Consider the following 26,012-nt stretch of genomic DNA (forward strand, 5'->3'; position numbering starts at 1 on the left):
GCCGGGCGGGACGTTCAGGTGTCACCCCGGAGGAGCCGGGACGAGGTCGTGACACCCGTCACGTTCAGAATAGCACATAGCCGCCCGTTCCGTTGGTCAGGGTCATCGTCAGGGTATTGCCGTTGCCACTGCGGTTCCGGACGAGGACGGCCGCTCCATGCCCCCCGTTGGTGCAATGCACCGTGGTGCTTTCACTGCCGACTGTGCCCGGCGCGTGGCGGAACAACCCGGTGCACAACAGCCCGTCGCCCGAAACCGTGAGCGCATAGGCGCCTTCCTTGTGCCCGAAGATCTGACCCGTCAGCGACGCGCCCCCGTAGATCGTGCCCGATCCGCGAATGCTGACTTTGGCCGATGCGGCAGAGGGCTCGTGGCTCGCCGTCGGGTGATTTTCCCGCAGGTAGCTTGCCACGGCATCATGCGCCGAGGATCGCTGCGCGCGTGAACAGGAACTGCCCACGGCGATCTCTCGCCCGACCGGATTGTAAAGCGCGGTGCAGCCGCTGGCGAACCGCACTTCTATCTCGCCGGAGGCGCGGGCATGAAGTTCTGGCACATCGGGTCTGCCGCCGATGGTGCCCCCGGTCGGCGCGCCGCTCTCGCGCAGATAGCGTCCCGACGCCCAGCCGGTGATCTGGCCGTTCGGCGTTTCGATGTGGCACCAGCGGGCATTGCCTTCGCCACGGCACCCGAGGTTGCGGAAGACGGCCCCGTTCGGCGCCCGCGCAACCACACGGTTGGATGTGCCGGGGCCGGACCGGAGGTTGAGCGTGTCATTGGAGGCCACGCCATGAACCTGCCAGTAGTCCGGTCCCATCTGTGCCTGCACCTGACCCGGCACCGTTATCCAGGCAGCAAGGGCCAGACCGACCGCGGCCATGCCTGTCCTGAAGCTTTTGCGAAATCCTGTCATGTCGTCTCCTCCTGTTGCGTGTTTGCAGTCCACGCCGCGTCCCGCGTCAGCCTGCGGGGCGGCAGTCCGAGGTCTTGCCGTAGACGTCGGAGACCTGTGCGGTTCCGTCGCCCAGGGACACGTCGCCCCATTGGCTGACGTAGAAGGCGCCGGGCGTATCGGCGGACAGCAATGCGCCGGTGTAGATGCTGTCGCCTTCCTCCACCCGTATGGCCGGAAGCTCGGTGTCGAAGGTATAGATTGTGAGGCGGCGCATCCCGTCGCCGCACTTCCATTCGCGGACCTCGGAGGGCTCCTCAAGCATGGACCCCGCCACCAGTTCCGCCTCACGCCGCAAATATTCGGTATGGACGCAGCTGCGCAGGTCCGGCTCTTTCCAGCATTCGTCGCGCCCCTTGATCCAGCCTCTCTGTGTAGCGCGCAGCAGGTCCTCGGCCTCCTTGGCGCCGGCATCGAGCCCCTTGGCAACGGTCAGCGCCTCGCCAAACCTCTCGGCCAGCCGACGATCAAGTGCGGCAAGCGCGGGGTCGTCGCAGACAAGCTTTTCGGCCGAGCTCCCGGCCTTGGCACAATCGAAGGCAGGGCCGGCCTGGGCATAGGCCGTCACCGGTATCATCTGACAGGCAATCAGGGCGATCACGTTGATGCGTTTCATCTCAGGACCTTTCAGGGGGTGCGAAAAGGGTTGGGTCATTCGGACGAGCCTCCGATCATTGCGAGGCCGAAGATCGTCCAGTCGTTCAGGATATGCGTCGCGGTGGAGGTCCAGATATTGCGCGTGATCAGATAGGGCATTAGCAGGACCAGCCGGATCGGGACCAGTCCGATCACGGCCTGCGGAACGTGCCACTGATAGGTCGGCAGATGGACAAGCGCGAAGATCACGGCAGTCCCGAGCGCGGCGATGACCACAGCCGGTTTCCGTTTCATCCTGCGGTCGAGAAACGCCAGGAATGCGAGAAAGGGCAGGATGGTGAAAATCTCTTCCCCGAGGAGTTGGATGGCCGTCCATCCGAAGAAGTATATTTGATCCAGCCCAATAGCGCCGGTCACCCTGTCACCTGCTGGGTTGGACGCCGTTTCGAACAGCAGTGTCACCAACAATCCGACAAGTACCGTTACGACCCCGTTCAGGACAAAGAAGCCGAGGATTATCGCAATGTCTTTCCGCCAGAGGCGCCGGAACAAGGCGCCCGGGGCCGACGTGCCGGCGACTGAGGCAAGAGTGAAAAGCGGGATCGTCACGAAAAGCAGAGCCGGAATGAACGTGCCGATACCCGTGGGAAACACCGGTTGCGTGATGATCAATGCGGCAAAGGCAATCGCGACAGAGGCAAGCACGATCCACCAACCGGTCGCGCCGATGGCGACAGGTGCGCCACGATAAAACGGCAGGTCGCTGTCCGCTTGCTCGAACCGAAACATTTCTTCGCTGGCGGCAGCGATGTCTGGCGCTGGCTGATCCATCAAACCATCCCTCCTGCACGCCTGTACCGACTCGACGTTTTCCAGAGATCCATGACGATGTCTTGACGCTAAGCCGGAGCTTTCGGACAGAGCAATCCGTTCTGCGCCTCTTTTGTCCGGATTGCGATTGTTTGCCAGCTGAGTGTGACAGGCCGATTGGCGCCGCGACCGCGCTCCGTTCGGGGCAATACGCCCAGCGTCGACCACAAACAGCCGATAGCCGCGGTGTGACCCACTGATCCGGCCGGATCGTCTGCGCGGCGATCTGCGGATGCGTTGCACTTGGTATCAAAGCGACCGCCGCACGCGCCGACGATCCACGGCTGCCGGCCTATCGCGAAGAGGTGGCACCGTTGGCCCCTTCGCGGAAGGTGCCCGGGCCTTTCGAATTAGCTTTCGGGCAGACCAAGTCTTCGGACAAGTGCATGGTATTGCTTGGCATAGTCGTCAGATCCGGCAGGGTCCGGTGCAGTCTCAGGAAGAGCCATCGTCACGCAGTCAACCGGTTCGGATCGTCCGGCAAGGGTCACCATGACCTTCCTTTTCACATAGGCCGGCCGATCTGAGTAGAGTTTGTCCAGATCGCCGGATGTCATGAACGCCAGGATGCCCGGAGCCTGCGCGCCGGGCTTTTTCAAAAGCCGTGCTTTCTCGCGCAGCTCGACAGTGTAATCGCCAACAAACGCCGGGCCCGAGGCGACGCAATGCAGGCCACGCGCCGTAAGGGCAGCGGTGTCCATGTGCAGGCCATAGAAGAACACAGGCAGCCAGCCGTCGTTCCGCGACCCGGTGTCCAGCGGAGCTGCCAGCGGTGTTGCACTGCCCGAGATACGAACGGCCGACCCACGATCCGCGTCGAAACTGGCGACGATCCGGGACGGTTGCCCCATATCCGCGCCCTGGATCGTTGTGAACGCTCCGTCGCAGGGCCAATCGATGTCCCGCAGGTATCCGCCAAGCGCTGCGGCTGCTGCGCCCGTGGCCGGGTCCTCGTAGACACCGCCAACCGCGAAGGGGCCTCGCGCGTGGAACAACCTGTCATTCTCGCAATGCACAGCGTGGATCGTGGCAAAACCTTCGCGTTGCTGGATCGCGCGCCCCTGATCGAATGCATATCCAAGCTGCGACAGCCTTTCGCGCCTTTGCAGGGCAATAAGCGGGTGGGTCGCCCCGGCATGGATCAAAGCCGGCGGAAGCCGGGGATCAAGCTCGTCTTTTCCCAAGCCGAAGAGGACCAGCAGGTCTTCCAGCAGCGCAGGCGGCATCGGCTTTGACCATGTGGGTGGTGACCGGAAAGCCGCGGACCATCCGCGATCTGTCTCGGTCGCCTCGACCTCTACGGTCTCTCCACTGGCCAGGGTCAGCACGTAGGTGCCGGCGCCGAAGGTTTCGCCCAGATGTGCGCCCGTAGCGATGGTGGCGTGGCCGCAGAACGGGATTTCCGTCTCCGGCGCGAAATAGCGGATGCGCCATGCCGGGCCGTCCGGGTACAGGAACGCCGTCTCTGAATAGCCGACTTCTGCCGCCACACGCAGCATTTCGGCCGCGTCCGCAGGGCCCTCCAGCAAAGCGACCCCAGCAGGATTGCCACCCCTGCTCTCGTGAGTAAATGCAGAGATACGATGAACGATCATCAGGTCCTCATGGAATGGCGTTGCGGCAATGCAGCCGGAAACCGGGACGATCCGCCATGCGATCCATCCAGGCCGCAACTGCGGGCAGGTCGGGGCGCTGCATCGGTGTCATCTCCCATCTGTTGGTCGAGAGGGCGAGCACGATATCGGCGAGAGTAAACTGTGCGCCGGTCACAAAGGCGCCGGTCGTCGCAAGGTGGGCGTCAAGCAGGGCCATAAGCCGGTTCCACTCCGCGGCGCTAGCCTCCTGCGCCCGGGCGTCGGCAAAAGCCCGGTGATTGCGGACCCGCCCCATAAAGACATGGCGCCAGGCCCCGTTGAGCTCCGTCGCCTGCCAGTCCATCCAGCCCTCTACCCGTGCGCGTTCGGCAGGGTCAGCGGGAAGCAGGTCCGCACGGCCCTCGCGCGCCGCAAGGTAGCGGCAGATCGTGTTGGATTCGGTCAAGATCAGATCGCCCTCCATCCAGACCGGCACAAGGCCCTTCGGGTTGATCGCCAGAAAGACCGGGTCCAGAGGCGAGGCGCTGTCGCCGCCCCAGTCTTCGCAGACCGGCGTGAGACCGAGCTCGACGCAGGTCCAAAGGACCTTGCGGGAATTGATCGTAGATGGATGGCCAAGCAACCTCATGCCCTGCGCCCCGCGTAGGGTCGGGCCGGCATGGGCACACGGCGTGGGATCACCTCGGACATTTCGGCTTGATCCTCCTCGGGACGGCCCGCGTCTTCACCGATCGATGATCCGGTCCGTTCTCCGCATGCCCGCTGATGCGCGTGCAAGGCGCTGCGCGGTCCGGGGAATGGATGCTCGGACATGTGATGCCGTCAGGCAGTGTCACGGTGATGCCCTCCCCTGTCTTTGGTCAGGGCGCGTGCCGTTTCCCCGACAGGGCAGGCCGGGCCGTCGCACACATCATGATCGCAAAACCGGCACATGTGGCGCGCCGTTTCTGCCGAGTGCGTCAGGGCCGTCAACATCTTGTCCAGCAAGGGTGCCAGAGCGGCCTGTTCTTCAGCATTCAGGCAGGCCGTGGCCTGTTGCAAAACGCGATCCCGTATGGCGACAAGATCGGCGGCACATGCCTGACCTTCGGAGGTCAGGGAAACCGGACGCGTTCGGCCCCGCGTTTCCCATGTTACAAGCTGTTGTTCCCGCAACTTGTCGAGCGCGCGCTGAACCGAGGGTTGAGAAAGCTTTGCGATGGCCGCGAGGTCCGTCGCGGGCATCGGCCCCCAGAAATAAAGCGTTTCGACGAGCGCGCGGGACGTGTCAGACATCTGCGTTGTATCCGACAACGCGTCGGTCAAACGGACAGCCAGAGCCCCAAGGTGATTTGCGAGAAGAGATTTATTCATGCATGCAGTATGAATAAATTGGGGGTGAACGCAAGACGTGTTTCCGATTGTATCGCGACCGTGAGGGTGAGGCTGTGTTTGGGGTATCTGGCCCTCTTCGATAAAAGCTATGCCCCACTCCTGCGCCGAGCAAAACGTGCTACACTATGTTTCGGACCACGAGGAGGAGCGGGGTTGTGCTGGAACATGCGCTTGTTCTGAATGCTCTGGGAGAGCCGATACGGCATCAGAGCAAGACCCATTCGGCGGACTGGGATGAAGTCGAAGACTTCTGCCGGTCGGTCTATATGCGTTATCGTGTGCGGCCGCTCGATCGCATGTCCCGTCCCGATGCCACTATGATTTCCGCAAAGGCCGGGTGTGTGACGATGACCCGGTTCGCCTATGGGACGGGCATTCACCTTGACAGGTTCGATCCGGATGCCGGAAACATCCTCGTTCTGAACACTCTGCGCGGGGCATTGGATCATCAGACGGACGGAGGCTCTGTCGCTACCGGTGCCGGAGAAAGCTTCGTTGTCGACTGTTCCCGTGCCGAATACTGGCTCGAAGGCGATCCGGACCATATGCAGCTGAATCTGACGATCCCGCATCAGGCGATCGCGGATATCGCAGAGCGGTGGTTCGGGTTTGTTCCGGATGACCGGCTATGGGCCAGCCGCGTTAAGATTGGCGGACACAGGTCGGCCTGGCCCGCACTGCTCGACTATGCCACGCGCGCCCTGACGCAGGAGGGCGGCATCTCCTCCGATGCGGCCCTTGCGCGTCATATCGAAGAAATACTCTGCGTCGAACTGCTGCGGCAGTGGTCGGCCGCCGCCGGGCTGAACCTTGAAACAGGCGCGCGCTGCGCCGCCCCGGGCTATGTGCGCGCGGCAGAGGAGATCATGGAAGCCGAAGCGCGCGAGGCGCCCTCCATCGGCGATGTGGCCCAAAGGGTCGGCGTTTCTGCGCGGACCTTGTCTGGCGGTTTCCAGAAGTTCCGGGGCATTTCCCCCCGGGCCTTTCTCTCAGCGCGGCGGTTGGAGGGGTTTCGCAGCGACCTCGAAAAGCTGCCCGGCGATGTGACCGTCACCACAATCGCAACCGACTGGGGATTTTCGAACTTCGGCGCCCTGGCCGGCCGGTATCGCGACAGGTTCGGAGAAACGCCCTCGCAGACACGTGCCCGAAAGGCGGGGCGCGCCCGGCCTCACTGACTCGGCTTCCGAAATCGGACAAATAATGCCGGTTGCGGACAGCACGCCCGGTCAGTGTCCCGCAGTCTTCCCTGCATTCTTCAAGGGAGGAACCAATGAAGGACTTCAACACAAACGATCTGAAAGCCCGGTGTGACGCCGTTCTGAACGGGCTGGTTACTGGTCCATCGCGTGTGCCCGGTGTCGTCGCAATGGCGACGGACCGCACTGGCGACATCTATTCCGGCGCGGCGGGCGAGAGGCGTCTGGACGGCGATCCGATGACGGAGGACACGGTCTTTGCCATCTTCTCGACCACCAAGGCCATCGCGGGCACGACGGCTCTGCAATGCGTCGAAGAGGGGCTGCTGGATCTCGACGCCCCCGCGAAGGATTACGCCCCGGCGATTGGCAAGCTTCAGGTGATCGACGGGTTCGATGCGGACGGCACCCCCCGTCTGCGCGCGCCGAAAAGCGATGTGACGACCCGCCAGCTGATGCTGCACACCGCCGGTTTCGGCTATGACTTCTTCAACGAGACCTACAAGCGCCTCGCCGAAGAGCAGGGCCAGCCCTCGGTCGTGACCGGAAGCCGCGCCTGTATCGAGACGCCGCTGCTGTTCGATCCGGGTACGAAGTGGGAATACGGCACCAATATCGACTGGGTCGGACAGGTCGTCGAAGGTATCCGCGGCAAACGACTGGGCGAGGTCATGCAGGAGCGGATCTTCGACCAGCTCGGTATGAAGGAGATCGCCTTCACCCGGACCCCCGCCATGAAGGAGCGGACCGCGACCATCCACGCCCGGGGCGAGGATGGCGGGCTGGTCCCGATGGACGACTTTGCCCTGCCCGATGACCCCGAGGTCCATATGGGCGGCCACGGGCTTTATGCGACTGTGCCGGAATACATGAAGTTCATCCGCATGTGGCTGAATGACGGCGCCGGCCCGAACGGACGGGTGCTGAAACCCGAAACCGTGGAATGGGCCGTGCAGGGCGCGCTTGTCCCGCCGCAAAAGGTCACCATGCTGCCCGGTGTCATCCCGTCGCTGTCGAACGATGCAGAGTTCTTCCCGGGCATGGCCAAAGACTGGTCCTACACCTTCATGGTGAACAATGAAGAGGCGCCGACCGGTCGGCCGGCCGGGTCCATTGGCTGGGCCGGGCTGGCGAACAGCTATTACTGGATCGACCGCAAGAACGGGATCGGCGGCTACTGGGCGACGCAGATTCTGCCGTTCGCCGATGGCATCTCTTTCCCGGGGTACATGGACTTCGAGAGCGCAGTCTACGCAGCACTCGCGGGTCAGTGACGCCGTCTGAAGCAGGGTTTTGACCTCAGGGGCGGTTGTAAGGCCGCCGCTTCGCCGGCGGGCCACTTGTGGCCGGCCCTGAGGAACTTTCCGAACCAGCCGCGATCGGAGCACGTTGCGGCACCTCCGCATTGACGGGGCCCTTTGCCATCGCCCGAGGCGTCGGCATGGATGGTCCCGAATCATTTTTCCGCCCTACATTCAGCCCGGTTGTCCCGGGAGCGCGGATGCCGGACAGCGCTCTGCTCGTCCCCGTCGCAATGTGGCAGAGGGCGTTTCTCCGAATGTCGAGCGATAAGTCTGTGCAAACCGGCCCAAATGAGAAAAGCCGCAGTCGAAGGCAATGGCGGTGACCGTTTGTCCGGCGCCGGAGAGAAGGTTTCGCCGCGCCTTGTCCAGACGATGTGCTGTCAGTCGTTCCCAGGGAGACTGTCCTACGGATTGCCGGAATGCATTCTGTAGCTGCCGCACGGACACGCCGAGCGCCTCAGCGATAATCGGAACGGTGAGGGGGTCTTCAAGATGGGCCACCATAAAATCCTCGGCCCGTCTTACGAGAGCTTGCTGCGGCCGTTCGCACGCGGCCTGATCTTCAACCATCATGAAAATCATACGAATGTGTTCAAGAACCAGCGCCGCAAACAGGTCCGATGCCGGGCGGTGGATCAGGGTCGGCATTGACGTCGCGAGATCGCTGAACAGGTAGTGTATCAATGCCTTGAACCCGGCGACGGCCAAAGGAGAGGTGGGTAGTACCGGAGTGTCCTTCATAACCGGCAGGACATGGCGGAGCGGCGCGGAATCGAGAGAAATCTTCGCGAGATTGGCGCGATAATCCTCGTGCCGACCTCCTTCAACCTGCGTCCAACGTTCTGAAGGGCCAAGGGCCAGTGCGGCCCCTTCCTCGATCACGGTTGTCCGCCGGTCAAGGCGGACGCGGGTCTGCCCATGAGTCGGGATCATGACAGTCAGATACTTGTTGTCGGCGAGGTCAATCTCATGACCGGTTGACGTGACGCTGAGCAAGCTTGTTCCGATCTTGGGGAATTCCGCCGAATTGACGGTCAATTTCCTGTCGCGGCCTTTCGACATGTTGAAATGATCGGGTGCGCTGAACAGGAAAGAGCCGAAATCGGCGCGGCTTCGCGCGTTTTCCTCCCAGTGTCTTGATTGGTAATTCAACATCTTGGCGTGCTCAGGCGACAGACCTTGGGGAGATCATAGAGACAGACCTGTTTTCTGTCTGCACGTTTAAGGACGTTCTAGGTATCCGCCATCATGGCGCGACAAATTCGAAATTCCGGTTCTGCGCAACTTGCGCCACGGTCAGATCGCCCTGAAGGAAGAGAGCGCCATGACGGCCAATTCCAACCTCGAGCCCGCCGACGCGCTGCGTGAAAGTCAGGTCTGCCAGGCGGGAAACTCCGGGTAGCGCCAGCTGGATGACGTCCTGCCCCGGAGAGAAATCGGTGATCGTGTCGCCCGGCGCGACATGATCCTGTTCGTATCGGAAGGTGTCGCCCCAGGCCCAGCCGGTGACGGTGTCTGCGCCTTCTCCGCCGACCAGCGTGTCATGCCCGATGCCGCCGTTCAGCGAGTCATTGCCCACATTGCCAAACAGGACATCGTTGCCCGTGTTTCCGACCAGCACATCGTCGCCCTGATGCCCTGAGAGGACATCGTCATCGTTATAGCCGCGCAGCGTGTCGGCGCCACCCCAGCCGCGCAAAGTGTCATTGCCCGGCGAACCACGCAATTCGTCATCCCCGCGGCCCCCGATGAGACTGTCATCCCCGCCATGACCGTTGATCAGGTCGTCGCCATCTCCGCCCATCAGAGTGTCGTTTCGTCCGAAACCGTTGATCGTGTCGTCACGCGGCGTACCGGTCAAATCGTCAGCGCGCCCGGTGCCGTTTATGACCTCCCCCGGTCTGTCCGGCCGGACGGGATCGGAGACGACGTCCTCTCCGACAGCGGGCGTTGCGGCAGAATTAAACGTGATCTCAATGACTTCAAAGGGTTTCAGGCGCAGGTCGACCTCCGGGCCGTCGAAGTCATGATCCGTGAACGTCGCGCGCACATCATGTTCGTCGTAATAGTAGGCACGCCCGTCAATCCGGACCGAACTTGACGGCGTATGGCCGCGATCCTGCCGCCAGTGGAATCCGTCTGAGCTTTCAGACGACTGGTCGATGCCGATCTGGATGCCGGTGCCGGTCGCGTCCTCTCCCACCAGCCCGGTCAGGTCAACGTCGAGGTTCAGAACGTCGAAGGACCGGGAGGATATGTAGACAACGGTCTTGTCGCCCGACTGGTAGGCGTTGATTTCGAAACTGCCGTCATCGCCTGCGAATTCGGTTGCGATCAGTTCCATGCCGGGCAGGCTTTCGCTCATCAGATCAAAGACGGCGCCCCGGACAGAGTTTGTTACGCGGCCCTCTTCGTCCAGAACAGCGATTTCCCTTGGACTGCCGACCAGGTCGCTGTCAGTATTGTGCTGCACCGGCCAGACATGCGCACTGTCCACCCCGTCTTCGAGCATGTTTTCAAACTGCTCCTGAATGGTCGAGACCGCGCGGATGCCAACCTCGTCGTAATCCGTCGTCCGGACGTTCCATTCAGTGATATGAAGGTCGAGCTCCTTGCCGAAATTCGCATCCCAGACCGCATAATCCCGGTCGATGTAATTCTGTTCGCTGTCGGCGTCGGTAAAGACCAGCTCTGTATTGTTGTAATAATAGTGCTCCACAAGGCCATCGATCGCCACGCGCGCCTGAAAGCTCAGTTCGTCAATTATGTCCTGATTGGCAGCCTCCAGACGAACATTGAAGCCCCGGGAATCCCGCGCGGCCGTATAGTCTGACTCGCCGGTCGGGGTCGCCATCTGAATGATAATGTCCGCCTGCCGCAGGTCCCCGAGACCGGCGTTCAGCATCCCTTCGCGCAGACCAACTGCCGCCAGATCCGCTTTCTGGCCGTAGGTCGTTTCATTCATCGTGCCCCAGTATTCATTGCCAATCTCAAAGGCCTCGATGACGCTGCCGTAGTCGCGCATCACCTTCTCCGCAAATGGCGTGATGCGGTCATTTACGAAGTCTTCGTATTCATCGACGCTCATCAGCCGGGTGGGCACGACAAGTGTGACCTGGACATCGTTCTCCTTCGCCCAGTCCAACATGTCTGTCAGCTCCGGGCGGAGATCGGTCCCCCCCGCGCCGTCGGGCACCATCAAGGTTACATCCAGCCAGTCCTCGCCGTCCTCCAATCCCGCCTGCGGATCGCCCTGTCCCGCGGGGAAGCGCACATGCTCGATCCCGAGCGCGTCGGTGGCTGTAGTGTAGTTGGCTGTCGGCTGGCCGGTGTCGGTGTTAACCGTATAGACCGCGTTGCCGCCAAAATGCTCGGTCGTGGCAACGGCCCCCGTCCCGGTTGCAGACACCAGCGACGCCGAAATGTCGACGCCGGATGTCAGGACGCCGGTGTTGCGCAGGCCGATAGCATTGGCCGGCTCTGCCTCGCCGGACGCGCCTTCGCCGGGCGGCGCAGGAGCAGGCGCCGCGGCCGCATCGGCCATGTTCGTCAGCCACGCCGAGGTATCGGCCAATTCGTCTGCTGTCACGCCAAGGAAATAGGCGACCTGCTGTCCCTCGTAGAGCAGGAAAGTTCCGTCGCCATCTGCGTTTGGCTCTAAACTCAGCCCGGCGGTTACTTCCGCGGCGGTCAGCGCCGCGCCGGCTTCGTCGATCAGCGTCACAGGTTCCGGCGTTCCGTCTTCGGAGAGCACTTCATAACCGAATATGGCGACCGGTGCGGTGCCTTCCCCGTCAGACACGATCTCATAGCTGTCGCGACCTTCGAAGCCTGCCACGAAATCCCCGTCATCAGCGATGATCGTGTCCCAGCCTTCGCCGCCCAACAGCGTATCCGATCCGCTCGTGCCCTCCGGATCGCGCCCGTCGATAAGATCGTCGTCGTCCTGGCCGTTCAGCCAGTCTTCGCCGCCGTTTCCGGTCAGCGTGTCGTCGCCGCTGCCGCCGGTCAGGTGATCATCTTCTGCCGTGCCGTCCAGCGCTTCGCCGGGCTGGATCAGGTTCGGTTCGTGCAGCTGGAAATTCCCGATCCAGATAGTTTGATAGAACAGCTCGTCGGCCGTGTAGCCTTCGATGATGGCCACCTGCTGGCTGCCGAAGACCACGACGGCGCCCGAGCCGTCCGGCATATCGCCAATCCCGACATTAAGCGTGCCGTCGAAGAAGGCGCTGCGGGGGTAGATCGCGCCTTCGGCATCGGTGAAAAATACCTGATCAGGCTTTCCGCCAAGTTCGGGGCGGGAGAAGTCGAGGTCCTTGATCACAACCGGCTCTGCACCCTCGCGACCCATCGCGACCATGTAGCGGTCGACCCCATCACCGCCGATCATCGTGTCGCCGTCGTCGCCCCAGAACCGGTCATCGCCTGATCCGCCGTCAATCGCATCGGGGGCACCAACAGCAGAATCGATGGCCAGGATCACATCGTCGCCAGCGCCGCCAATAAAACTGTCGGAACCGGAGAGATCATCGAAGAGGTCGTCCCCCGACCCGCCATCCATTGTGTCATTGCCGTCACCGCCGAACAGTCGGTCAGCATCCGGACCTCCGATCAGAATGTCGTCGCCCGACCCCGATGAGATCGCATCGCGCCCTGCATTGCCGTCAATGCCATCGGCCCCGGCGAGGCCTGCAATGGTATCGTCACCGGAGAGGCCACTGATTTCGTCCGCGCCGCTGGTGCCGCTGATCACATCGTCGCCGGGGGTCGCGCCATAATTGTCCGGATCAACCAGAACATCGTCGCCGGAGACACCGGTCTGATCGGGATCGTCGGAGACGTCCGATGGCGAGTCGTCGAACAGGCTGACGGCGATCAAACCCAGCAAGGCCGGGAACACCAATAACAGCAGAAGCATCACGGCCCCCCAGCCTCAACGCGCGGAAGTTAGGAATCTAACCTGTTTGCCATGTTATCTGCATTTTTCGCAAATAGCGGCGAAACAATCCGGAGGTAATCTGGAAACGATCACTGCAGACCAATCACATGCCGATCTACGGCGCTCAGGGCCTGCGACGCTTGGCGTCAGGCGGTACTTGTCATTTCCGTTCGGGGCACCTGCGTGGGGCGCGGGGTGCGTCTTCGATCAGGATCGGGATCTGCAGCAACTGGACTTCCTGGCTGAAAGATCATCAGGATCTCATGACAGAATGCGATCCGCCGTAAACCGGCTCATCTACCCGACTGATGCCAATAGAAACGCGGCCATGAGCATTTGGATCGCGGCCAGCCAGGAGGCAACGACCCGGAGGCCGATCCGAACCCAGGCCAAAGGAAGCCTCTCAAGGGCCAGGCGTGCCAGCCCGGCACCAGCTGCCACGCCAAAACTGGCCGCGCAGAAGATGCCAATGTAGATCGGTGCGGCAAGTTCCAGCCAGCCGTGACCTTCAAGGCTGACAAGCATCGTCAACAGAGCGAGCCCCGCTGCAAGGACCATCGTCTCCATCCGGGTATGCCGCGGGAGCAGAGCAGCAAATGTCGCAGTGACTGCGCCAGCAAGGACCAACGTCGGGATCACCCAAGCGCCGACCTTCGGGGCCAGGACGAACCCGGCGAGATGACCAGCAATCAGGATCGGCCAGACCTTGACCATGCCTTCGGCAGTCCAGAGCGACAGAAGCAGGCCAAGGGACAAGCATGGCAGAAGCGAGACCGGTGAGAAGAGCACCGCGTTCGACCCGTCTATGAATGCCTGAAACGTGTCTGTCCCGGCACCGAAACTATGGGCGTTTGCGGCGGTCGACAAGAATGTCAGGGCGGCTGTCACCGCCGCTGTCGCGATTGGTCGGGCGGCGGCCATTACCGTCAGGCGACACCAACCAGAAACGCCGCGCCGACCAAAGCGACAAGGCCACCGGCGGCACGAACCGCCATCGTGCCGGTCGGTGTCGCGGTGAGGAAGCCAATAGCAATACCGGCAAGGTGCAACAGGCCTGTTCCAATAACAAATCCGACCGCATAGCCGTAGGCACTGAACGCCTCGGGCAGCTCGGTGCCATGCGCATGGCCGTGGAAAATCGCAAATATCCCGACAATAACGGCGGCGACCCATATCGGCGCACGAACGGCGAAGGCGACAAGCAGGCCTAGGACGACCCCGGACAGCGCGATTCCAGTTTCGATCATGGGCAGCGGGACGCCAAGAACGCCAAGCGCGCCACCGAAAGCCATGACCAGCGGGAACACGACGGGCAGGATCCAGATCGCGGGTGCCCCGAGAAACGCCCCCCACATACCAACCGCGACCATGGCGACGACATGGTCCCACCCCAGAATCGGATGCCAGAAGCCGGAGGCGAAGCCAGTGTTAATCCCCTCTCCTGTATGAGCGGAAGCCTGCGTCGCGACCATTGCGAGAGAGAGTGTAAGGCACAGGTTGCGCGCCAGTTTTGCGTGTTTCGACACGGAAGCCTCCAGAAAGATTTGTGAAACTATAACGGCATGCGGCGTCGCCGCAAGCTGCGCGGCAAGCCGACCCGTGCTCCTCCAGAAAAGCTCCGGCCCGAACGATTTCCGTAAAAGAACGGACTTGAACTCGGTCAATGTTACAAGATAACAGTATTGATACGTTATAACATACGTTGCATTGATCGAGCTGTGCGTCGTGGTCGTCCAAAACCTCGTCTTTCACCCGATCCCCAAAATGAACCACCCCGGCGTCCACGCGACCGGACAGGGAGAAATTGCGCCATGTTTGATGCTGTCATCATCGGAGGAAGCTTCGCAGGTCTGAGCGCCGCACTGCAGCTTGCCCGGGCGAGCCGATCTGTGCTGATCTTTGACGATGGTCGTCCGCGCAACCGGATGTCTCCTGCCGCCCACGGCGTACCGGGATGGGACGGCGTATCGCCGGCTGAGATTCTGGCGCGGTTTCGCGATGACCTGACCGGCTATCCGACCGTGCGTTTCACAAACGACCTTGTGGACAAGATATCGGGCGAAATCGATGCTTTCCTGGTGACGGCAAAGGCCACAGGGTCCGTCCGGACGCGCCGGATTGTTCTGGCGCATGGCGTTCAGGATATCCTCCCTGATCTGCCGGGCCTCGCCGAGGCCTGGGGACGCACCGTACTGCATTGCCCCTATTGTCATGGGTACGAGGTGAAGGGCCGGCCTCTCGCAGTTCTCGCGACGGGCCCGATGGCGGCGCATCAGGCGCACATGCTCCGTGCCGACTGGAGCGAGGATATCACTATGTTGGTAAATGGCGTCGACGGCCTTGATCAACGGGCGTTGGCGGCATCAGGCATCAGGGTCGAATCGCGGATGCCTCTCAAGCTCATGCCCGGCGACAGTATAAAGGTTTGCTTTGCGGACGGGCCAGAGGCCGATTTCGCAGCCATCTTCACCGCTCCGGGGATCAACCTGACTGCATCCCCGGCCGACCGTCTTGGCGTCGGCTTGTCCGACGGTCCCATGGGCGCGTTTGTCCGCACCGGCCCGATGCAGCAGACCGACATCCCCGGTGTCTTTGCCGCGGGTGATCTGGCCACGCCGATGTGGAACGTCAACTTCGCTGTTGGCGACGGAGCCCGCGCCGGTGCGGGCTGCCACCAGTCGCTGCTCTTTCCCGATTTCATTCCAGCACTTGAAAAGGAGGCCGCATGACGACCGCCGCTGACCCCCGCCTTCCCGTGACCGTCCTGTCTGGTTTCCTTGGCGCGGGCAAGACAACCCTGCTGAACCGCGTCCTGAACAACCGCGACGGGCGCCGCGTTGCCGTCATCGTCAATGACATGTCCGAGGTGAACATCGACGCCGACCTGGTCCGGGCCGACACCGAACTGTCGCGCACCGACGAGACCCTGGTCGAGATGTCCAACGGCTGTATCTGCTGCACGCTGCGCGACGACCTGCTGCAGGAGGTGCGCAAGCTGGCCGGGGAAGGGCGGTTCGACTACCTGCTGATCGAATCCACGGGGATTTCGGAACCGCTGCCCGTTGCAGCCACATTCGATTTCCGCGACGAAGCCGGGCAGAGCCTGTCGGATGTCGCGCGGCTCGACACGATGGTGACGGTGGTCGACGCGGTGAACCTGCTGAACGACTATGCCAGCCACGATTTCCTGAGCGACCGGGGAGAGACCCTGGGCGATGAGGACGAGCGCACGCTGGTCCATCTGCTGACCGATCAGATCGAATTTGCCGACGTGGTGATCCTGAACAAGGTCACGGATGCCGGACCCGACAAGGTGGATGCCGCGCGCAAGATCATCCGCAGCCTGAATGCCGACGCCCGGATCATCGAAACGGACCGGTCGGAGGTCTCAGCCGGGACGATCCTGAACACCGGACTTTTCGATTTCGAAAAGGCGCATGAACATCCGATGTGGGCCAAGGAGCTCTATGGCTTTGCCGACCATGTGCCCGAGACCGAGGAATATGGCGTGACCTCCTACGTCTACCGCGCCCGCCAGCCCTTCGACCCGTCCAAGGTCATGGCCGTCCTGAACGGCGATCTTCCCGGGGTCATCCGTGCCAAGGGACATTTCTGGATCGCGACACGCCCCGAATGGGTGGCGGAGTTCTCGCTGGCCGGTGCCCTGTCATCGGTGACGCCTCTGGGCCAATGGTGGGCAACGATCCCCCGCGACCGGCACCCCGATCACGACGGCGCCCGCGCCTATCTGGCGCAGCACTGGCAGGAACCCTGGGGCGACCGGCGGCAGGAGATCGTCTTTATCGGCGCGGGTATCGACTGGCCGGCGCTGAAAGCGCGGCTGGACGGGGCGCTGGTGCCCGAACACATCGCGCCCGGACCCGAGGCACTGCCGGACCTGCCCGATCCCTTCCCGGCCTGGCGGAGAACGGCGGCGTGACGGCGCTCCGCGCGATCTCTGCCGAGGCGCAGGCCGGCGTGCTGACCGTCGGTGCGCCATCCGATGTCTCGCTGATCCGGGGCCGTGGTGTCGCGGCCCTGATCTGGCAGCGCCGGCCTCTGGCCTCCTTCCAGCACTGGATCGACGCGCTGGACCCGGCTGACCTGCCGCGGGTGCGGGCGATTCTGCGGCCCGACGCGGCGCGGTCCTTTGTGACGCAAGCCTGTGACAGTGCAGGCACGCCCCAAGGGCCGGAACGGGACCGGCTGATCGACGATATCGCCGCGCTTGCGGACATCTTTGCAGGGGTCACGGGCGCGCCCTGGCTGCGGCTACGGCTGGATGTGGTGACAGGCAATGCCTGCCGCCGCTTCCACATCGACCGGGTGACCGCGCGTCTGGTCTGCACCTACCGGGGCACCGGCACGCAATACGGGTTTTCAGACAGGGGGGAGCCTGAGGTCATCCACACTGTCCCCACCGGCGCGCCCTTTGTCATGCGCGGTACGATCTGGCCGGCGCGACCCGATCCGGGCCTGCTGCACCGGTCACCACCGATCGAAGGCACGGGCGAAACCCGCCTGATGCTGGCGCTCGATCCCGTCCACGACCCGGAGGAGGAGGCGTGAAACGCAACATCTCCTCCTCGCTGCGCCGCCGCCGCAGGCCGGATCCGATGCAGGCCTATGATGCCCTGCCGCGCCCGCTGCGCGCCTGGATGGCACAGGCCGTGCTGCCCTGGTCGCCCGTCTCTTGTCACCGGATCTGGGCCAAAGCCCGGGCGAAAGGTGAAAGCCCCGACAACATCCTCGACCGGCTCGATCGGGCCGAACAGCTGACCCTTTCCCGCGACCGGCTCTCGCCACCCGCCATGAGCCGCGCCCCTTTGAACGATCAACAGGATCACAGACCATGAAACACCCCCTGGCAATTCTTGCCGCAGCCCTGATCGCGGTCGCGCCGCCCGTTCTGGCCGATGACACGCTCGACGTGGTCGCGCAGTTCGAAATCCAGTCGGCAGAGCCCTCGACCTCCGGCTACATCTTTACCCGCATGGGTGTGGCCGAGACGCTGGTCAATGCTGACCCCGAGGGCGCGCTGACGCCCGGCCTCGCCACGGAGTGGATGGCCTCTGAGGACGGTCTGACCTGGTCCGTTACCCTGCGCGACGGCGTCAAGTTTCACGACGGGAACGAGATGACGGCTGACGCGGTGGCAAATGCCCTGACCATTGCCATGGGCAAGCCCGGCCCGCTTGCCAAAACGCCTGTGACCGGGATCGAGGCCGGTGATGGCATGCTCGTCATCACCCTGTCGGACCCATTTGCCGCGCTCCCGGCTTACCTCGCCCATTACAGCGCGCAGATCCTCGCGCCCGCCGCGTACGGTGCGGATGGCGCGGGGGTCGAGATCATCGGCACCGGCCCCTACAAAGTAACCGATATGGCCCCGCCGCTGAGCCTGAAGGCCGAGGCGTTTGCCGACTATTGGGGCACCGCCCCGCATGTGCCAAATGTCAGCTATGCCGCCGTCAGCCGGGTGGAGACGCGCGCACTCATGGCCGAATCCGGCGAGGCGGATTTTGTCTTTGGCCTCGACCCGGCTTCGGTCGCGCGACTGGACATGTCGGATGCGGCCACGGTCCATTCCGTCGCCATTCCGCGCACCCTGATGATCAAGGTGAACGCCAGCCATCCCGCCCTGTCCGCACCGGAGGCCCGCAAGGCGCTGTCGCTGGCCATCGATCGCGAGGGCATCGCCAAGGCCGTTCTGCGCTATCCCGAAGGCGCGACGCAGCTCTTCCCGCCGTCGGTCGGGGGCTGGCATGACGACAGCCTCGCACCGCTGGCCTATGACCCTGAGGCAGCCAAATCCCTTCTGGCTGATCTGGGCTGGACCGAAGGCAGTGACGGTGTCCTGACCCGTGACGGCGCGCGCTTTGCCCTGACCCTGACGACCTATCCCGACCGGCCGGAGCTGCCGCTGGTTGCCGCCGTGCTGGAACAGCAGTTCCGCGAGATCGGGGTAGAGCTGACAATCGACACGACAAATTCGTCGGAAATTACCTCCCGCCATGCGGACGGCTCGCTGGACCTTGGCCTGATCGCACGCAACTTCGGCCTGATCCCGAACCCCGTCGGCACGGTCCTGTCGGATTACGCCCCGACCGGCGACTGGGGCGCCATGGGCTGGCAGAACGATGAGATCGTCGAAATGGCGCGCAGCGTTGCACGGGGCGACGGCGGAGATACAGAGCGCGCCCGGATCGCCGAGATCCTGCAGACCGAGCTGCCGATCATTCCGATTGCCTGGTATCGCCAGACGCTGGCCGTGGCCAAGGGAGTCGAGGGCACGGTGATCGACCCGTGGGAACGGACCTTTGGCCTTCAGGACCTGAAGCTGGCGCAATGAAGACGCTGGTCACGCGGGGCATACAGGCTCTTATGGTGGCGGTCCTGATCGGGGCCGCCACCTTCGCCATGATGCGCAGCCTGCCGGGCGATGCCGCCTATCGCATCGCCGCCGGGCGGTATGGGTACGACAATGTCGATAGTGCCGCCGCCGCTGCGGTGCGCGACGAACTGGGGTTGAGCGGTCCTGCGCTGCCCGCCTTTGTCGGCTGGCTGGGCGATCTGCTGCGACTGGACTTCGGCACCTCGCTGGTCACCGGCCGGCCTGTGATCGCCGAGATCTGGCATCAGCTGGGCGCGTCGATGGCACTGGCCGGGGCCGCGGTGCTGGTGTCGCTGATCCTCGGGCCGCCTCTGGGCATCCTTGCGGGGCTCCGGCCCGGTGGCGTGTTCGACCGGGTGCTTCTGGTCGTGTCGACCGGGCTGAAAGCGGTTCCGCAGTTCCTGATGGCGCTGATCCTCATCCTGATCCTGTCGGTGCAATTCCGCCTGCTGCCCGCCGCCGGGCATGGTGAGGCGCGACACTTTATCCTGCCCGCGCTGGCGCTGGCCCTCGGGCTGGCTGCGGTCAATGCACGGATTGCACGGGATGCCATGGCGCGGATCGGGGCAATGCCATTCTACAGCTTTGCCCAGTGGAAGGGGCTGACCCCGCGCCAGACCCTGCTCCGCCACGGGCTGCGCAATGTCTCGGTCCCGCTGCTGACCTATCTCGGCCTGCAATTCGTGACGCTTGTCGAAGGCGTTGTGGTGGTGGAGGCGGTCTTTGGCTGGCCCGGCATCGGCCATGCGCTGGTGCATGCGATCTTTTCCCGCGACGTGCCGATGGTGCAGGGCACGGCGCTGTGCCTCGGGCTGAGCTTTGTGCTGATCAACGCCGTCATCGACCTTGTGACGGGGCGTATCGATCCAAGGAGGGCGGCATGACCGACGCTGTGATGATCCCACGGCCCGCTGGATTTGCTGTCCGCTGGACCGGGGCCGCGCTGGTGGCTGCCGTGCTGGTCTTTGCGCTGATCGGCCCGCTGACCGTGCCCGGCGATCCCTTCGCCCAGTCGCTGATCAAGGCGCTGTCGGGGCCGGAGCCGGGGGCACCCCTTGGCTATGACCACCTCGGCCGGTCGATCTTTCACCGGCTGGCCCATGCTCTACGCCTGTCGCCCGCCATTGCCATCGCGGCCGTTCTGACCGCCGGGCTTGCGGGGCTGGCCCTTGGCACGCTGGCGGCGGCGCGTGGAGGCTGGACCGACCGCATCCTGACGACCCTGGCCGATGCACTGCTGGCGCTGCCGGGGTTGCTGCTGGTGCTGATCGTGCTGGCCATCGTGCCGGGCACGGCGCTTGGCTTCTGGGCCGGGCTGTCGCTGGTGCTCTGGGTCGAATTCTTCCGCCTGACCCGCGCCGCCACGCGCGCGGTTCTGGCCTCTCCCGCCGTGCAGGCCACGCGCCTTCTGGGCTTCGGTCCGACTTATGTCTTCCGCACCCACATCTGGCCGGAAATCGCGCCCATGATGCTGACCGCCGCCGCCTTCGGCACCGCGACGGCGATCATGGCCATCGCCGCGCTTGGCTTCGTGCATGTCGGCATGCGGGCCCCGACACCGGAACTGGGGCTGATGATGGTGGAACTGCTGCCTTACTGGCGCGAGGCACCGCTGGCGCTGCTCTCGCCCGTCATCGCCACCTTCGCCCTGCTTCTGGGCCTTACCCTGTTAGCCGGGAGCCGCGAGACATGACCCTTCTGAAAGCCGAAGACATCACTGTGTCGCAGGGCGGCACGCCGATCCTGCATCCGGTCTCGCTGCGCCTTGAGGCCGGAGAGCCGCTGGTGATCCTGGGCGAAACCGGGTCGGGCAAATCGCTTCTGGCTCAGGCGATCATGGGCACCCTGCCGCGGGACCTGACCGCGCGCGGCCGGGTGGCCCTGGGAGATCACCTTCTCGATGCCGCGCGGCCTGAGGGGTTCCGCCCGCTCTGGGGTCGTCAGATCGCCGTGCTGCCGCAGGAGCCTTGGCTGTCGCTCGATCCGCTGATGCGGGCCTGCGGCCAAGTGGCAGAGGCACATCGGCTGGTGCGAGGTCTGGGGACAGCGGAGGCGCGGGCACAGGCGGCGGGCGACCTTGATCGTCTTGGCCTGACCGGTGCCGGTCCCCGCTACCCGCACGAGTTGTCGGGCGGCATGGCGCAGCGCGTGGCCATCGCCGCCGCGCGGGCCGGGGGCGCGCGGATTGTCATCGCGGATGAACCGACCAAAGGGCTGGACGCCGCGCGACGGGACGAGGTTGCGGATCTGCTGCTGGCTGAACTTGCGCGGGGCGGTGGTCTGCTGGTCATCACCCACGATCTTGCGCTGGCGCGGCGGATCGGCGGGCGGATGATCGTCCTGCGCGACGGCCGTGTGGTCGAGTCCGGTCCAACCGGGAACGTAATGGCGGCGCCGGCGCAGCCCTATACCCGCGACCTGATCGCTGCGGACCCGGAAAACTGGGACAGACGGAAACCAGCGGCGGCGGGCGCACCCGTGCTGACTGTGACCGGACTGGCCGCAGACCGTGGCGGGGCGGAGCTCTTCTCAGACCTCTCCTTCGAGCTGACCGAAGGGCGCATGCTTGGCGTTACCGGCCCGTCCGGCTGTGGCAAGTCCACGCTTGGCGATGTGGCGCTTGGGCTGCTCCGCCCCGCCGCCGGCCAGGTGGAGCGGGCCGAGGGGCTGGCCGCCACCGCCTTCCAGAAACTCTATCAGGACCCGGTCGCAGCCTTTCCGCGTCACCGGACCCTTGGGCGAACGCTTGCAGACGTCGCCCGCCGCCATGGTCAGTCACAGGCCCGGATCGACGCGCTGATGCCGCGCCTCGGGCTCGCTCCGGTGCTGTTAACCCGCAGGCCCGATGCCGTGTCCGGCGGAGAACTTCAGCGGCTGGCCCTGCTGCGCCTGCTGCTCGTTCGTCCCAAGTTCATCTTCGCGGATGAGCCAACCTCGCGCCTCGATCCGATCACGCAAAAACAGGTGATCGACCTGCTCTGTGAAACCGCAACGACCGAAGGCTGCGCGATCATGCTGGTCAGCCATGACCCGGCGCTGGTCGCACGGACGGCAGAGCAGGTTCTGCCAATTGGCCCCAAAACGACCAACAGGGATGTGACCACGCCGCAGGTCGTCGGGGCGTTGCAATGATCGCGCAAATTTTCCATCAATCACCATCGAAAGGACCCAACATGAAACCGATCCTTCTGGCTCTTGCCGCCACCTCGCTTGCCGCGCCTGCGCTGGCACAGGAAACCCGCGAGATGGAGGCCCATGTGCATGGCGTATCAAAGGCCGAAATCGCTGTCGAACATGGCAAGGTCGAGATCAACATCCTCTCACCCGGTATGGACATCGTCGGCTTTGAATACGAAGCGACGTCCGAGGCGGACAAGGACGCGGTTGAGACCGCAATCCGCGCATTGCTGATCCCTGAGAATGTCGTGACCCTGCCTGCCGCGGCCGGCTGCCGGCTGGCGGAAGTGCTCGCCCATCTGCATGGCGGCGATCATGACCATGATGATGCGGATGCGCATATGGACGGGGATCATGATCACGAGGAGCATGCCGGGGAAGGCCATGATCACGACCACGATCATGACGAAGACCATGCCGAAGACGACCACGATCATGAGGGGCACGCCGACGACGCCCAGCACAGCGAATTCCACGTGAGCTATGCCTTCGCCTGCGAAGACGAGGACGCCCTGACCACGATCGCCTTCCCGTTCTTTGACCAGTTTGAAAACGCGCAGGAGATCGAGGCACAATATGTTACCGAAACCGGGGCCGGTCAGGCCGAAATCACACGCGCCGCGCCCGAGCTGACGCTGGAATGACGACGCAGGCGGCCTTGGTTCTGAACGATGTCCGCTTCCGCTGGCCGGGGCGGACGTCGTTCGGAATGTCGGTGCCGGATTTCCAAATGCAACAGGGCGAGAGCGTCCTGCTTCTGGGCGAAAGCGGGTCGGGCAAGTCGACCCTGCTGTCGCTGATCTGCGGCATTGTCACGGCCGATGGGGGACGGGTAGAGGTCGGGGGGACCGACCTATCGACCCTGCGGGCCGGAGCGCGCGACCGGTTCCGGGCCGAACGGATAGGGGTGATCTTCCAGCAGTTCAACCTGCTGCCCTATGCCAGCGTGTCGGACAATATTCTGCTGCCGCTGCGCTTTGCCCCGGACCGACGCAAGCGCGCCAAGCCGGACGAGGCCGCATCCCTGTGCAGCGCTCTCGGCCTGCCTGACGGGATCACCGGCACAATCGCCGGGCGGCTCTCGGTCGGTCAGCAGCAGCGGGTCGCCGTGGCCCGCGCCCTGATCGGGCAACCGCCGCTGATCGTCGCGGACGAGCCGACCTCGGCCCTGGATGCCGCGACACAAGACACCTTCCTCGCCCTGCTGTTTGACCGGATCGCCGCGACGGGGTCATCCTTGCTGATGGTCAGCCATGATGAACGCCTCGGCGCGCGGTTCGACCGGGTGGTACGCCTGACCGAGATTGTTCAGACGGAAAGGCGGGCCGCATGATCCTGCGTCTTGCCTTTGGCTCGCTGATGGCGCGGGCGCTGACCGTCGGGATGACGATCCTGGCCATCGCCCTGTCGGTCGCCCTGTTCCTTGGCGTCGAAAAGGTCCGCACCGGGGCGCGGGCCAGCTTTGCCGATACGATTTCGGGCACTGATCTGATCGTTGGCGCGCGGTCCGGATCGGTCCCGTTGCTGCTTTATTCCGTCTTCCGGATCGGCAATGCCACGAACAACGTGACATGGGAGAGCTATCAGGACATCGCCGCGCGACCGGAGGTCGACTGGATTGTCCCGATCTCGCTTGGCGACAGCCACCGGCAGTTTCGCGTGATGGGCACGACGCGGGCCTTTTTCGAACATTACAGGTATCGCGGTGGCCGGTCGCTTGTCGTTGGTCAGGGGCGCGGGCTCGAAGATCTCTATGATGCCGTAATTGGCGCAGAGGTCGCTGCAACCCTCGGCTATCAGGTCGGCGACCCGATTGTCGTGTCCCATGGGCTGGCCAGTTTCACCGAACATGACGATCAGCCCTTCCGCGTTGCCGGGATCATCGACCGCACCGGCACCCCGGTGGACCGCACCGTGATCGTCAGCCTTGAGGCGATCGAGGCGATTCATGTCGACTGGCAATCCGGCGCGCAGATCCCGGGCCAGACGACGCCCGTTGAGCGCATCCGGCAGATGGACCTGACCCCCTCGGCCGTGACCGCGGCGTTGGTCGGAGTGAAGTCCCGGCTCCAGATCTTCGGTCTGCAGCGGGCCATCAACGAATATCCGGAGGAGCCGCTGCTGGCGATCCTGCCCGGCGTCGCCCTTCAGGAGCTATGGCAGATCGTCGGGGTCGCTGAAACCGCCCTGATCGGGGTCTCCGCCATGGTCGTGGTCACGGCGCTGTTGGGCATGATGGCGATGATCTTCTCCTCCCTCAACGAACGGCGGCGGGAAATGGCGATCTGGCGGGCCATGGGCGCGCGACCTGCAACGATCCTCGGTCTGCTGGTTCTGGAAGCCGCGCTTATGGCGGCCATCGGGGCGGTTCTCGGGCTGGCGCTGCTTTACGCTGGTTTGTTCGTCGCGCAGCCCGTGGTCGACAGCGCCTTCGGCCTCTGGCTGTCGATCGATCCGCCGTCGGCCAGGGAACTGTCCGTTCTCGCAGGTGTGATCGTGGCAGCGGCGGTTGCCAGCCTATTGCCGGCGTTAAGGGCCTATCGCCTGTCGCTCGCCGATGGCATGATGGTGAGGATATGACACGCAACCCAACCCGACGCGACTTTATGGTTGTCGCCGCAGCGGCCCTGCTTCCGCGGCGTGCGCTGGCCAGTCCATTTCGCGAAATCGCTTGGGAAGATCTGATCCCGGAGGGCGTGCCATATGGCGAGATCATCGGCCCCGGTCAGATCGACGCGATCAACGATACCTGGGTGCCACAGTTCGACAAGAACGCGAGTATGGTGAACACGACGCTCGACGGCAAACCGGTGAAACTGCCGGGGTATATCATCCCGTTCGACACCGGCTCCGGAGGGGTGACCAGCTTCATGCTGGTGCCCTATGTTGGGGCTTGTATCCACACGCCGCCGCCGCCGCCGAACCAGCTGGTCTTTGTCACCACGGACACGCCCTGGCCGAGCGAGTCCATGTGGGATCCGGTCTGGGTTTCGGGTCGGTTGTCCGCCAAGGCAATGTCGACGCAGATCGCCGAGGTCGGCTATCGGATCGCGGCCGAAAAAATCGAGGTCTATAAGTGGCAATAGCTGCCCCATCTCGCCGCGCTGTCCTGCTGGGCCTCGCTGCCGCGGGCTGCGCGGGCCGAAGTTTTGCGGAAACGGTGGTCGATCTTGACTGGCGCGATCTGCTGCCAGTGGACGATCATAGCCTGCCGGCCAACTTGCAGGGTCTCATCCCGCATGACGAAGCGGACCTAGCCGCGCGTCAACCGATCTCCACCGGTATCCGCACGGATTGGAACGGAGCGACCGTCCGCATGTCGGGCTTCATCGTACCGATTGACCACGCAGGCACCGGCGTCACGGCGTTCATCCTGGTTCCATATGTGGGGGCCTGCGTCCATGTTCCCCCGCCGCCGGCCAATCAGCTGGTTTTTGTCACCACCGCCAAACCATACAAAAGCGCCGGCATGTTTGAACCTGTGACGGTGACGGGAATGTTCGGGACGGCATCGACCTCGACCCAGCTGGCCGAGATCGGCTACGCGCTGTCTGCCGATGCGATTGTACCGTACCCGTCCTGAGCGATGCCTTTGCGGCGACAGTAGGTGG

General features: G+C 63.8%; 25 protein-coding genes. 15 read left to right on the top strand and 10 right to left on the bottom strand.

Features of this window, described 5'->3' with window-relative positions:
• Positions 1-64: 64 nt before the first annotated feature.
• From ACRARG_RS12250 to ACRARG_RS12275, 6 genes are all read right to left on the bottom strand, one after another.
• Positions 65-913 carry an SH3 domain-containing protein gene (locus tag ACRARG_RS12250; RefSeq protein ID WP_432690294.1) on the bottom strand — a complete coding sequence of 283 codons (849 nt, stop codon included), beginning with the start codon at positions 911-913 and terminating at the stop codon, positions 65-67.
• 46 nt (positions 914-959) lie between these two features.
• Positions 960-1,568, bottom strand: coding sequence for a lysozyme inhibitor LprI family protein (locus ACRARG_RS12255; protein WP_432690295.1), 609 nt, complete (start codon positions 1,566-1,568; stop codon positions 960-962).
• Positions 1,569-1,603: 35 nt separating this feature from the next.
• The gene (locus ACRARG_RS12260; RefSeq protein WP_432690296.1) at positions 1,604-2,380 is read right to left on the bottom strand and encodes a CPBP family intramembrane glutamic endopeptidase; all 777 of its coding nucleotides are present in this window, start codon (positions 2,378-2,380) and stop codon (positions 1,604-1,606) included.
• A gap of 389 nt (positions 2,381-2,769) precedes the next feature.
• A complete protein-coding gene (locus tag ACRARG_RS12265; protein WP_432690297.1) occupies positions 2,770-4,014 on the bottom strand; it encodes a PhzF family phenazine biosynthesis isomerase in 1,245 nt (414 codons plus the stop codon).
• Between the two features lie 7 nt (positions 4,015-4,021).
• Positions 4,022-4,642, bottom strand: coding sequence for a glutathione S-transferase family protein (locus tag ACRARG_RS12270; RefSeq protein ID WP_432690298.1), 621 nt, complete (start codon positions 4,640-4,642; stop codon positions 4,022-4,024).
• Positions 4,643-4,836: 194 nt separating this feature from the next.
• A complete protein-coding gene (locus ACRARG_RS12275) occupies positions 4,837-5,289 on the bottom strand; it encodes a MarR family winged helix-turn-helix transcriptional regulator (protein ID WP_432690299.1) in 453 nt (150 codons plus the stop codon).
• Between the two features lie 254 nt (positions 5,290-5,543).
• On the opposite strand from ACRARG_RS12275, the gene ACRARG_RS12280 reads away from it, so the two are divergent.
• Both ACRARG_RS12280 and acmB read left to right on the top strand, forming a co-directional pair.
• Complete coding sequence (locus tag ACRARG_RS12280; RefSeq protein ID WP_432690300.1) at positions 5,544-6,566, top strand: AraC family transcriptional regulator; 1,023 nt, start codon at positions 5,544-5,546, stop codon at positions 6,564-6,566.
• A gap of 95 nt (positions 6,567-6,661) precedes the next feature.
• Positions 6,662-7,861 (top strand): methyl acetate hydrolase AcmB, encoded by a 1,200-nt coding sequence (gene acmB / locus ACRARG_RS12285; protein ID WP_432690301.1) that lies wholly within the window; start codon positions 6,662-6,664, stop codon positions 7,859-7,861.
• A 201-nt stretch (positions 7,862-8,062) separates the two neighbouring features.
• On the opposite strand, the gene ACRARG_RS12290 is transcribed toward acmB, so the two are convergent.
• The 4 genes from ACRARG_RS12290 to ACRARG_RS12305 all read right to left on the bottom strand — a co-directional run bounded on the left by ACRARG_RS12290 (position 8,063) and on the right by ACRARG_RS12305 (position 14,494).
• Complete coding sequence (locus ACRARG_RS12290; protein ID WP_432690302.1) at positions 8,063-9,046, bottom strand: AraC family transcriptional regulator; 984 nt, start codon at positions 9,044-9,046, stop codon at positions 8,063-8,065.
• A 91-nt stretch (positions 9,047-9,137) separates the two neighbouring features.
• Complete coding sequence (locus tag ACRARG_RS12295; RefSeq protein WP_432690303.1) at positions 9,138-12,809, bottom strand: calcium-binding protein; 3,672 nt, start codon at positions 12,807-12,809, stop codon at positions 9,138-9,140.
• A 318-nt stretch (positions 12,810-13,127) separates the two neighbouring features.
• The gene (locus tag ACRARG_RS12300) at positions 13,128-13,697 is read right to left on the bottom strand and encodes a hypothetical protein (protein ID WP_432690304.1); all 570 of its coding nucleotides are present in this window, start codon (positions 13,695-13,697) and stop codon (positions 13,128-13,130) included.
• Between the two features lie 59 nt (positions 13,698-13,756).
• Positions 13,757-14,494, bottom strand: coding sequence for a HupE/UreJ family protein (locus ACRARG_RS12305; protein ID WP_432690305.1), 738 nt, complete (start codon positions 14,492-14,494; stop codon positions 13,757-13,759).
• Positions 14,495-14,641: 147 nt separating this feature from the next.
• Here ACRARG_RS12305 and ACRARG_RS12310 point away from each other — a divergent pair, with 147 nt between their 5' ends.
• From ACRARG_RS12310 to ACRARG_RS12370, 13 genes are read left to right on the top strand one after another with little or no spacing between them, the layout of a single operon-like run.
• Entirely contained in the window at positions 14,642-15,559 is a 918-nt protein-coding gene (locus ACRARG_RS12310; protein WP_432690306.1) for an NAD(P)/FAD-dependent oxidoreductase, read from the top strand.
• Positions 15,556-16,770 carry a GTP-binding protein gene (locus ACRARG_RS12315; RefSeq protein WP_432690307.1) on the top strand — a complete coding sequence of 405 codons (1,215 nt, stop codon included), beginning with the start codon at positions 15,556-15,558 and terminating at the stop codon, positions 16,768-16,770. The genes ACRARG_RS12310 and ACRARG_RS12315 overlap by 4 nt, the downstream gene beginning before the upstream one ends.
• A complete protein-coding gene (locus ACRARG_RS12320; RefSeq protein WP_432690308.1) occupies positions 16,767-17,399 on the top strand; it encodes a DUF1826 domain-containing protein in 633 nt (210 codons plus the stop codon). Before ACRARG_RS12315 ends, ACRARG_RS12320 begins: the two co-directional genes overlap by 4 nt.
• Positions 17,396-17,686 (top strand): DUF6525 family protein, encoded by a 291-nt coding sequence (locus ACRARG_RS12325; protein ID WP_432690309.1) that lies wholly within the window; start codon positions 17,396-17,398, stop codon positions 17,684-17,686. Before ACRARG_RS12320 ends, ACRARG_RS12325 begins: the two co-directional genes overlap by 4 nt.
• On the top strand, positions 17,683-19,182 hold the full coding sequence (locus tag ACRARG_RS12330; RefSeq protein WP_432690310.1) for an ABC transporter substrate-binding protein: 1,500 nt from the start codon (positions 17,683-17,685) through the stop codon (positions 19,180-19,182). The genes ACRARG_RS12325 and ACRARG_RS12330 overlap by 4 nt, the downstream gene beginning before the upstream one ends.
• Positions 19,179-20,108, top strand: a complete 930-nt coding sequence (locus ACRARG_RS12335) for an ABC transporter permease (RefSeq protein WP_432690311.1) — start codon at positions 19,179-19,181, stop codon at positions 20,106-20,108. Before ACRARG_RS12330 ends, ACRARG_RS12335 begins: the two co-directional genes overlap by 4 nt.
• Complete coding sequence (locus ACRARG_RS12340) at positions 20,105-20,917, top strand: ABC transporter permease (protein WP_432690312.1); 813 nt, start codon at positions 20,105-20,107, stop codon at positions 20,915-20,917. The genes ACRARG_RS12335 and ACRARG_RS12340 overlap by 4 nt, the downstream gene beginning before the upstream one ends.
• Entirely contained in the window at positions 20,914-22,356 is a 1,443-nt protein-coding gene (locus tag ACRARG_RS12345; RefSeq protein ID WP_432690313.1) for an ABC transporter ATP-binding protein, read from the top strand. The genes ACRARG_RS12340 and ACRARG_RS12345 overlap by 4 nt, the downstream gene beginning before the upstream one ends.
• 41 nt (positions 22,357-22,397) lie before the next feature.
• A complete protein-coding gene (gene zrgA, locus ACRARG_RS12350) occupies positions 22,398-23,045 on the top strand; it encodes a zinc uptake protein ZrgA (RefSeq protein WP_432690314.1) in 648 nt (215 codons plus the stop codon).
• The gene (locus tag ACRARG_RS12355; RefSeq protein ID WP_432690315.1) at positions 23,042-23,734 is read left to right on the top strand and encodes an ABC transporter ATP-binding protein; all 693 of its coding nucleotides are present in this window, start codon (positions 23,042-23,044) and stop codon (positions 23,732-23,734) included. The genes zrgA and ACRARG_RS12355 overlap by 4 nt, the downstream gene beginning before the upstream one ends.
• Positions 23,731-24,981: an ABC transporter permease gene (locus ACRARG_RS12360; RefSeq protein ID WP_432690316.1), complete on the top strand. Its 1,251-nt coding sequence runs from the start codon at positions 23,731-23,733 to the stop codon at positions 24,979-24,981. The genes ACRARG_RS12355 and ACRARG_RS12360 overlap by 4 nt, the downstream gene beginning before the upstream one ends.
• On the top strand, positions 24,978-25,487 hold the full coding sequence (locus tag ACRARG_RS12365) for a DUF3299 domain-containing protein (RefSeq protein WP_432690317.1): 510 nt from the start codon (positions 24,978-24,980) through the stop codon (positions 25,485-25,487). Before ACRARG_RS12360 ends, ACRARG_RS12365 begins: the two co-directional genes overlap by 4 nt.
• Positions 25,478-25,984, top strand: a complete 507-nt coding sequence (locus tag ACRARG_RS12370; protein WP_432690318.1) for a DUF3299 domain-containing protein — start codon at positions 25,478-25,480, stop codon at positions 25,982-25,984. The genes ACRARG_RS12365 and ACRARG_RS12370 overlap by 10 nt, the downstream gene beginning before the upstream one ends.
• The last annotated feature ends 28 nt before the right edge of the window (positions 25,985-26,012 follow it).

It is taken from the genome of Pseudooceanicola profundi (genome assembly GCF_050897955.1).
Taxonomy (GTDB): domain Bacteria; phylum Pseudomonadota; class Alphaproteobacteria; order Rhodobacterales; family Rhodobacteraceae; genus Pseudooceanicola.

What these genes read in the sequence shown, in the direction of transcription:
- ACRARG_RS12250 (WP_432690294.1), bottom strand. Translation starts at nt 913, where the DNA reads ATGACAGGATTTCGCAAAAGCTTCAGGACAGGCATGGCCGCGGTCGGT.
- ACRARG_RS12255 (WP_432690295.1), bottom strand. Translation starts at nt 1,568, where the DNA reads ATGAAACGCATCAACGTGATCGCCCTGATTGCCTGTCAGATGATACCG.
- ACRARG_RS12260 (WP_432690296.1), bottom strand. Translation starts at nt 2,380, where the DNA reads ATGGATCAGCCAGCGCCAGACATCGCTGCCGCCAGCGAAGAAATGTTT.
- ACRARG_RS12265 (WP_432690297.1), bottom strand. Translation starts at nt 4,014, where the DNA reads ATGATCGTTCATCGTATCTCTGCATTTACTCACGAGAGCAGGGGTGGC.
- ACRARG_RS12270 (WP_432690298.1), bottom strand. Translation starts at nt 4,642, where the DNA reads ATGAGGTTGCTTGGCCATCCATCTACGATCAATTCCCGCAAGGTCCTT.
- ACRARG_RS12275 (WP_432690299.1), bottom strand. Translation starts at nt 5,289, where the DNA reads ATGTCTGACACGTCCCGCGCGCTCGTCGAAACGCTTTATTTCTGGGGG.
- acmB (WP_432690301.1), top strand. Translation starts at nt 6,662, where the DNA reads ATGAAGGACTTCAACACAAACGATCTGAAAGCCCGGTGTGACGCCGTT.
- ACRARG_RS12290 (WP_432690302.1), bottom strand. Translation starts at nt 9,046, where the DNA reads ATGTTGAATTACCAATCAAGACACTGGGAGGAAAACGCGCGAAGCCGC.
- ACRARG_RS12295 (WP_432690303.1), bottom strand. Translation starts at nt 12,809, where the DNA reads ATGCTTCTGCTGTTATTGGTGTTCCCGGCCTTGCTGGGTTTGATCGCC.
- ACRARG_RS12310 (WP_432690306.1), top strand. Translation starts at nt 14,642, where the DNA reads ATGTTTGATGCTGTCATCATCGGAGGAAGCTTCGCAGGTCTGAGCGCC.
- ACRARG_RS12315 (WP_432690307.1), top strand. Translation starts at nt 15,556, where the DNA reads ATGACGACCGCCGCTGACCCCCGCCTTCCCGTGACCGTCCTGTCTGGT.
- ACRARG_RS12330 (WP_432690310.1), top strand. Translation starts at nt 17,683, where the DNA reads ATGAAACACCCCCTGGCAATTCTTGCCGCAGCCCTGATCGCGGTCGCG.
- ACRARG_RS12335 (WP_432690311.1), top strand. Translation starts at nt 19,179, where the DNA reads ATGAAGACGCTGGTCACGCGGGGCATACAGGCTCTTATGGTGGCGGTC.
- ACRARG_RS12340 (WP_432690312.1), top strand. Translation starts at nt 20,105, where the DNA reads ATGACCGACGCTGTGATGATCCCACGGCCCGCTGGATTTGCTGTCCGC.
- ACRARG_RS12345 (WP_432690313.1), top strand. Translation starts at nt 20,914, where the DNA reads ATGACCCTTCTGAAAGCCGAAGACATCACTGTGTCGCAGGGCGGCACG.
- zrgA (WP_432690314.1), top strand. Translation starts at nt 22,398, where the DNA reads ATGAAACCGATCCTTCTGGCTCTTGCCGCCACCTCGCTTGCCGCGCCT.
- ACRARG_RS12355 (WP_432690315.1), top strand. Translation starts at nt 23,042, where the DNA reads ATGACGACGCAGGCGGCCTTGGTTCTGAACGATGTCCGCTTCCGCTGG.
- ACRARG_RS12360 (WP_432690316.1), top strand. Translation starts at nt 23,731, where the DNA reads ATGATCCTGCGTCTTGCCTTTGGCTCGCTGATGGCGCGGGCGCTGACC.
- ACRARG_RS12365 (WP_432690317.1), top strand. Translation starts at nt 24,978, where the DNA reads ATGACACGCAACCCAACCCGACGCGACTTTATGGTTGTCGCCGCAGCG.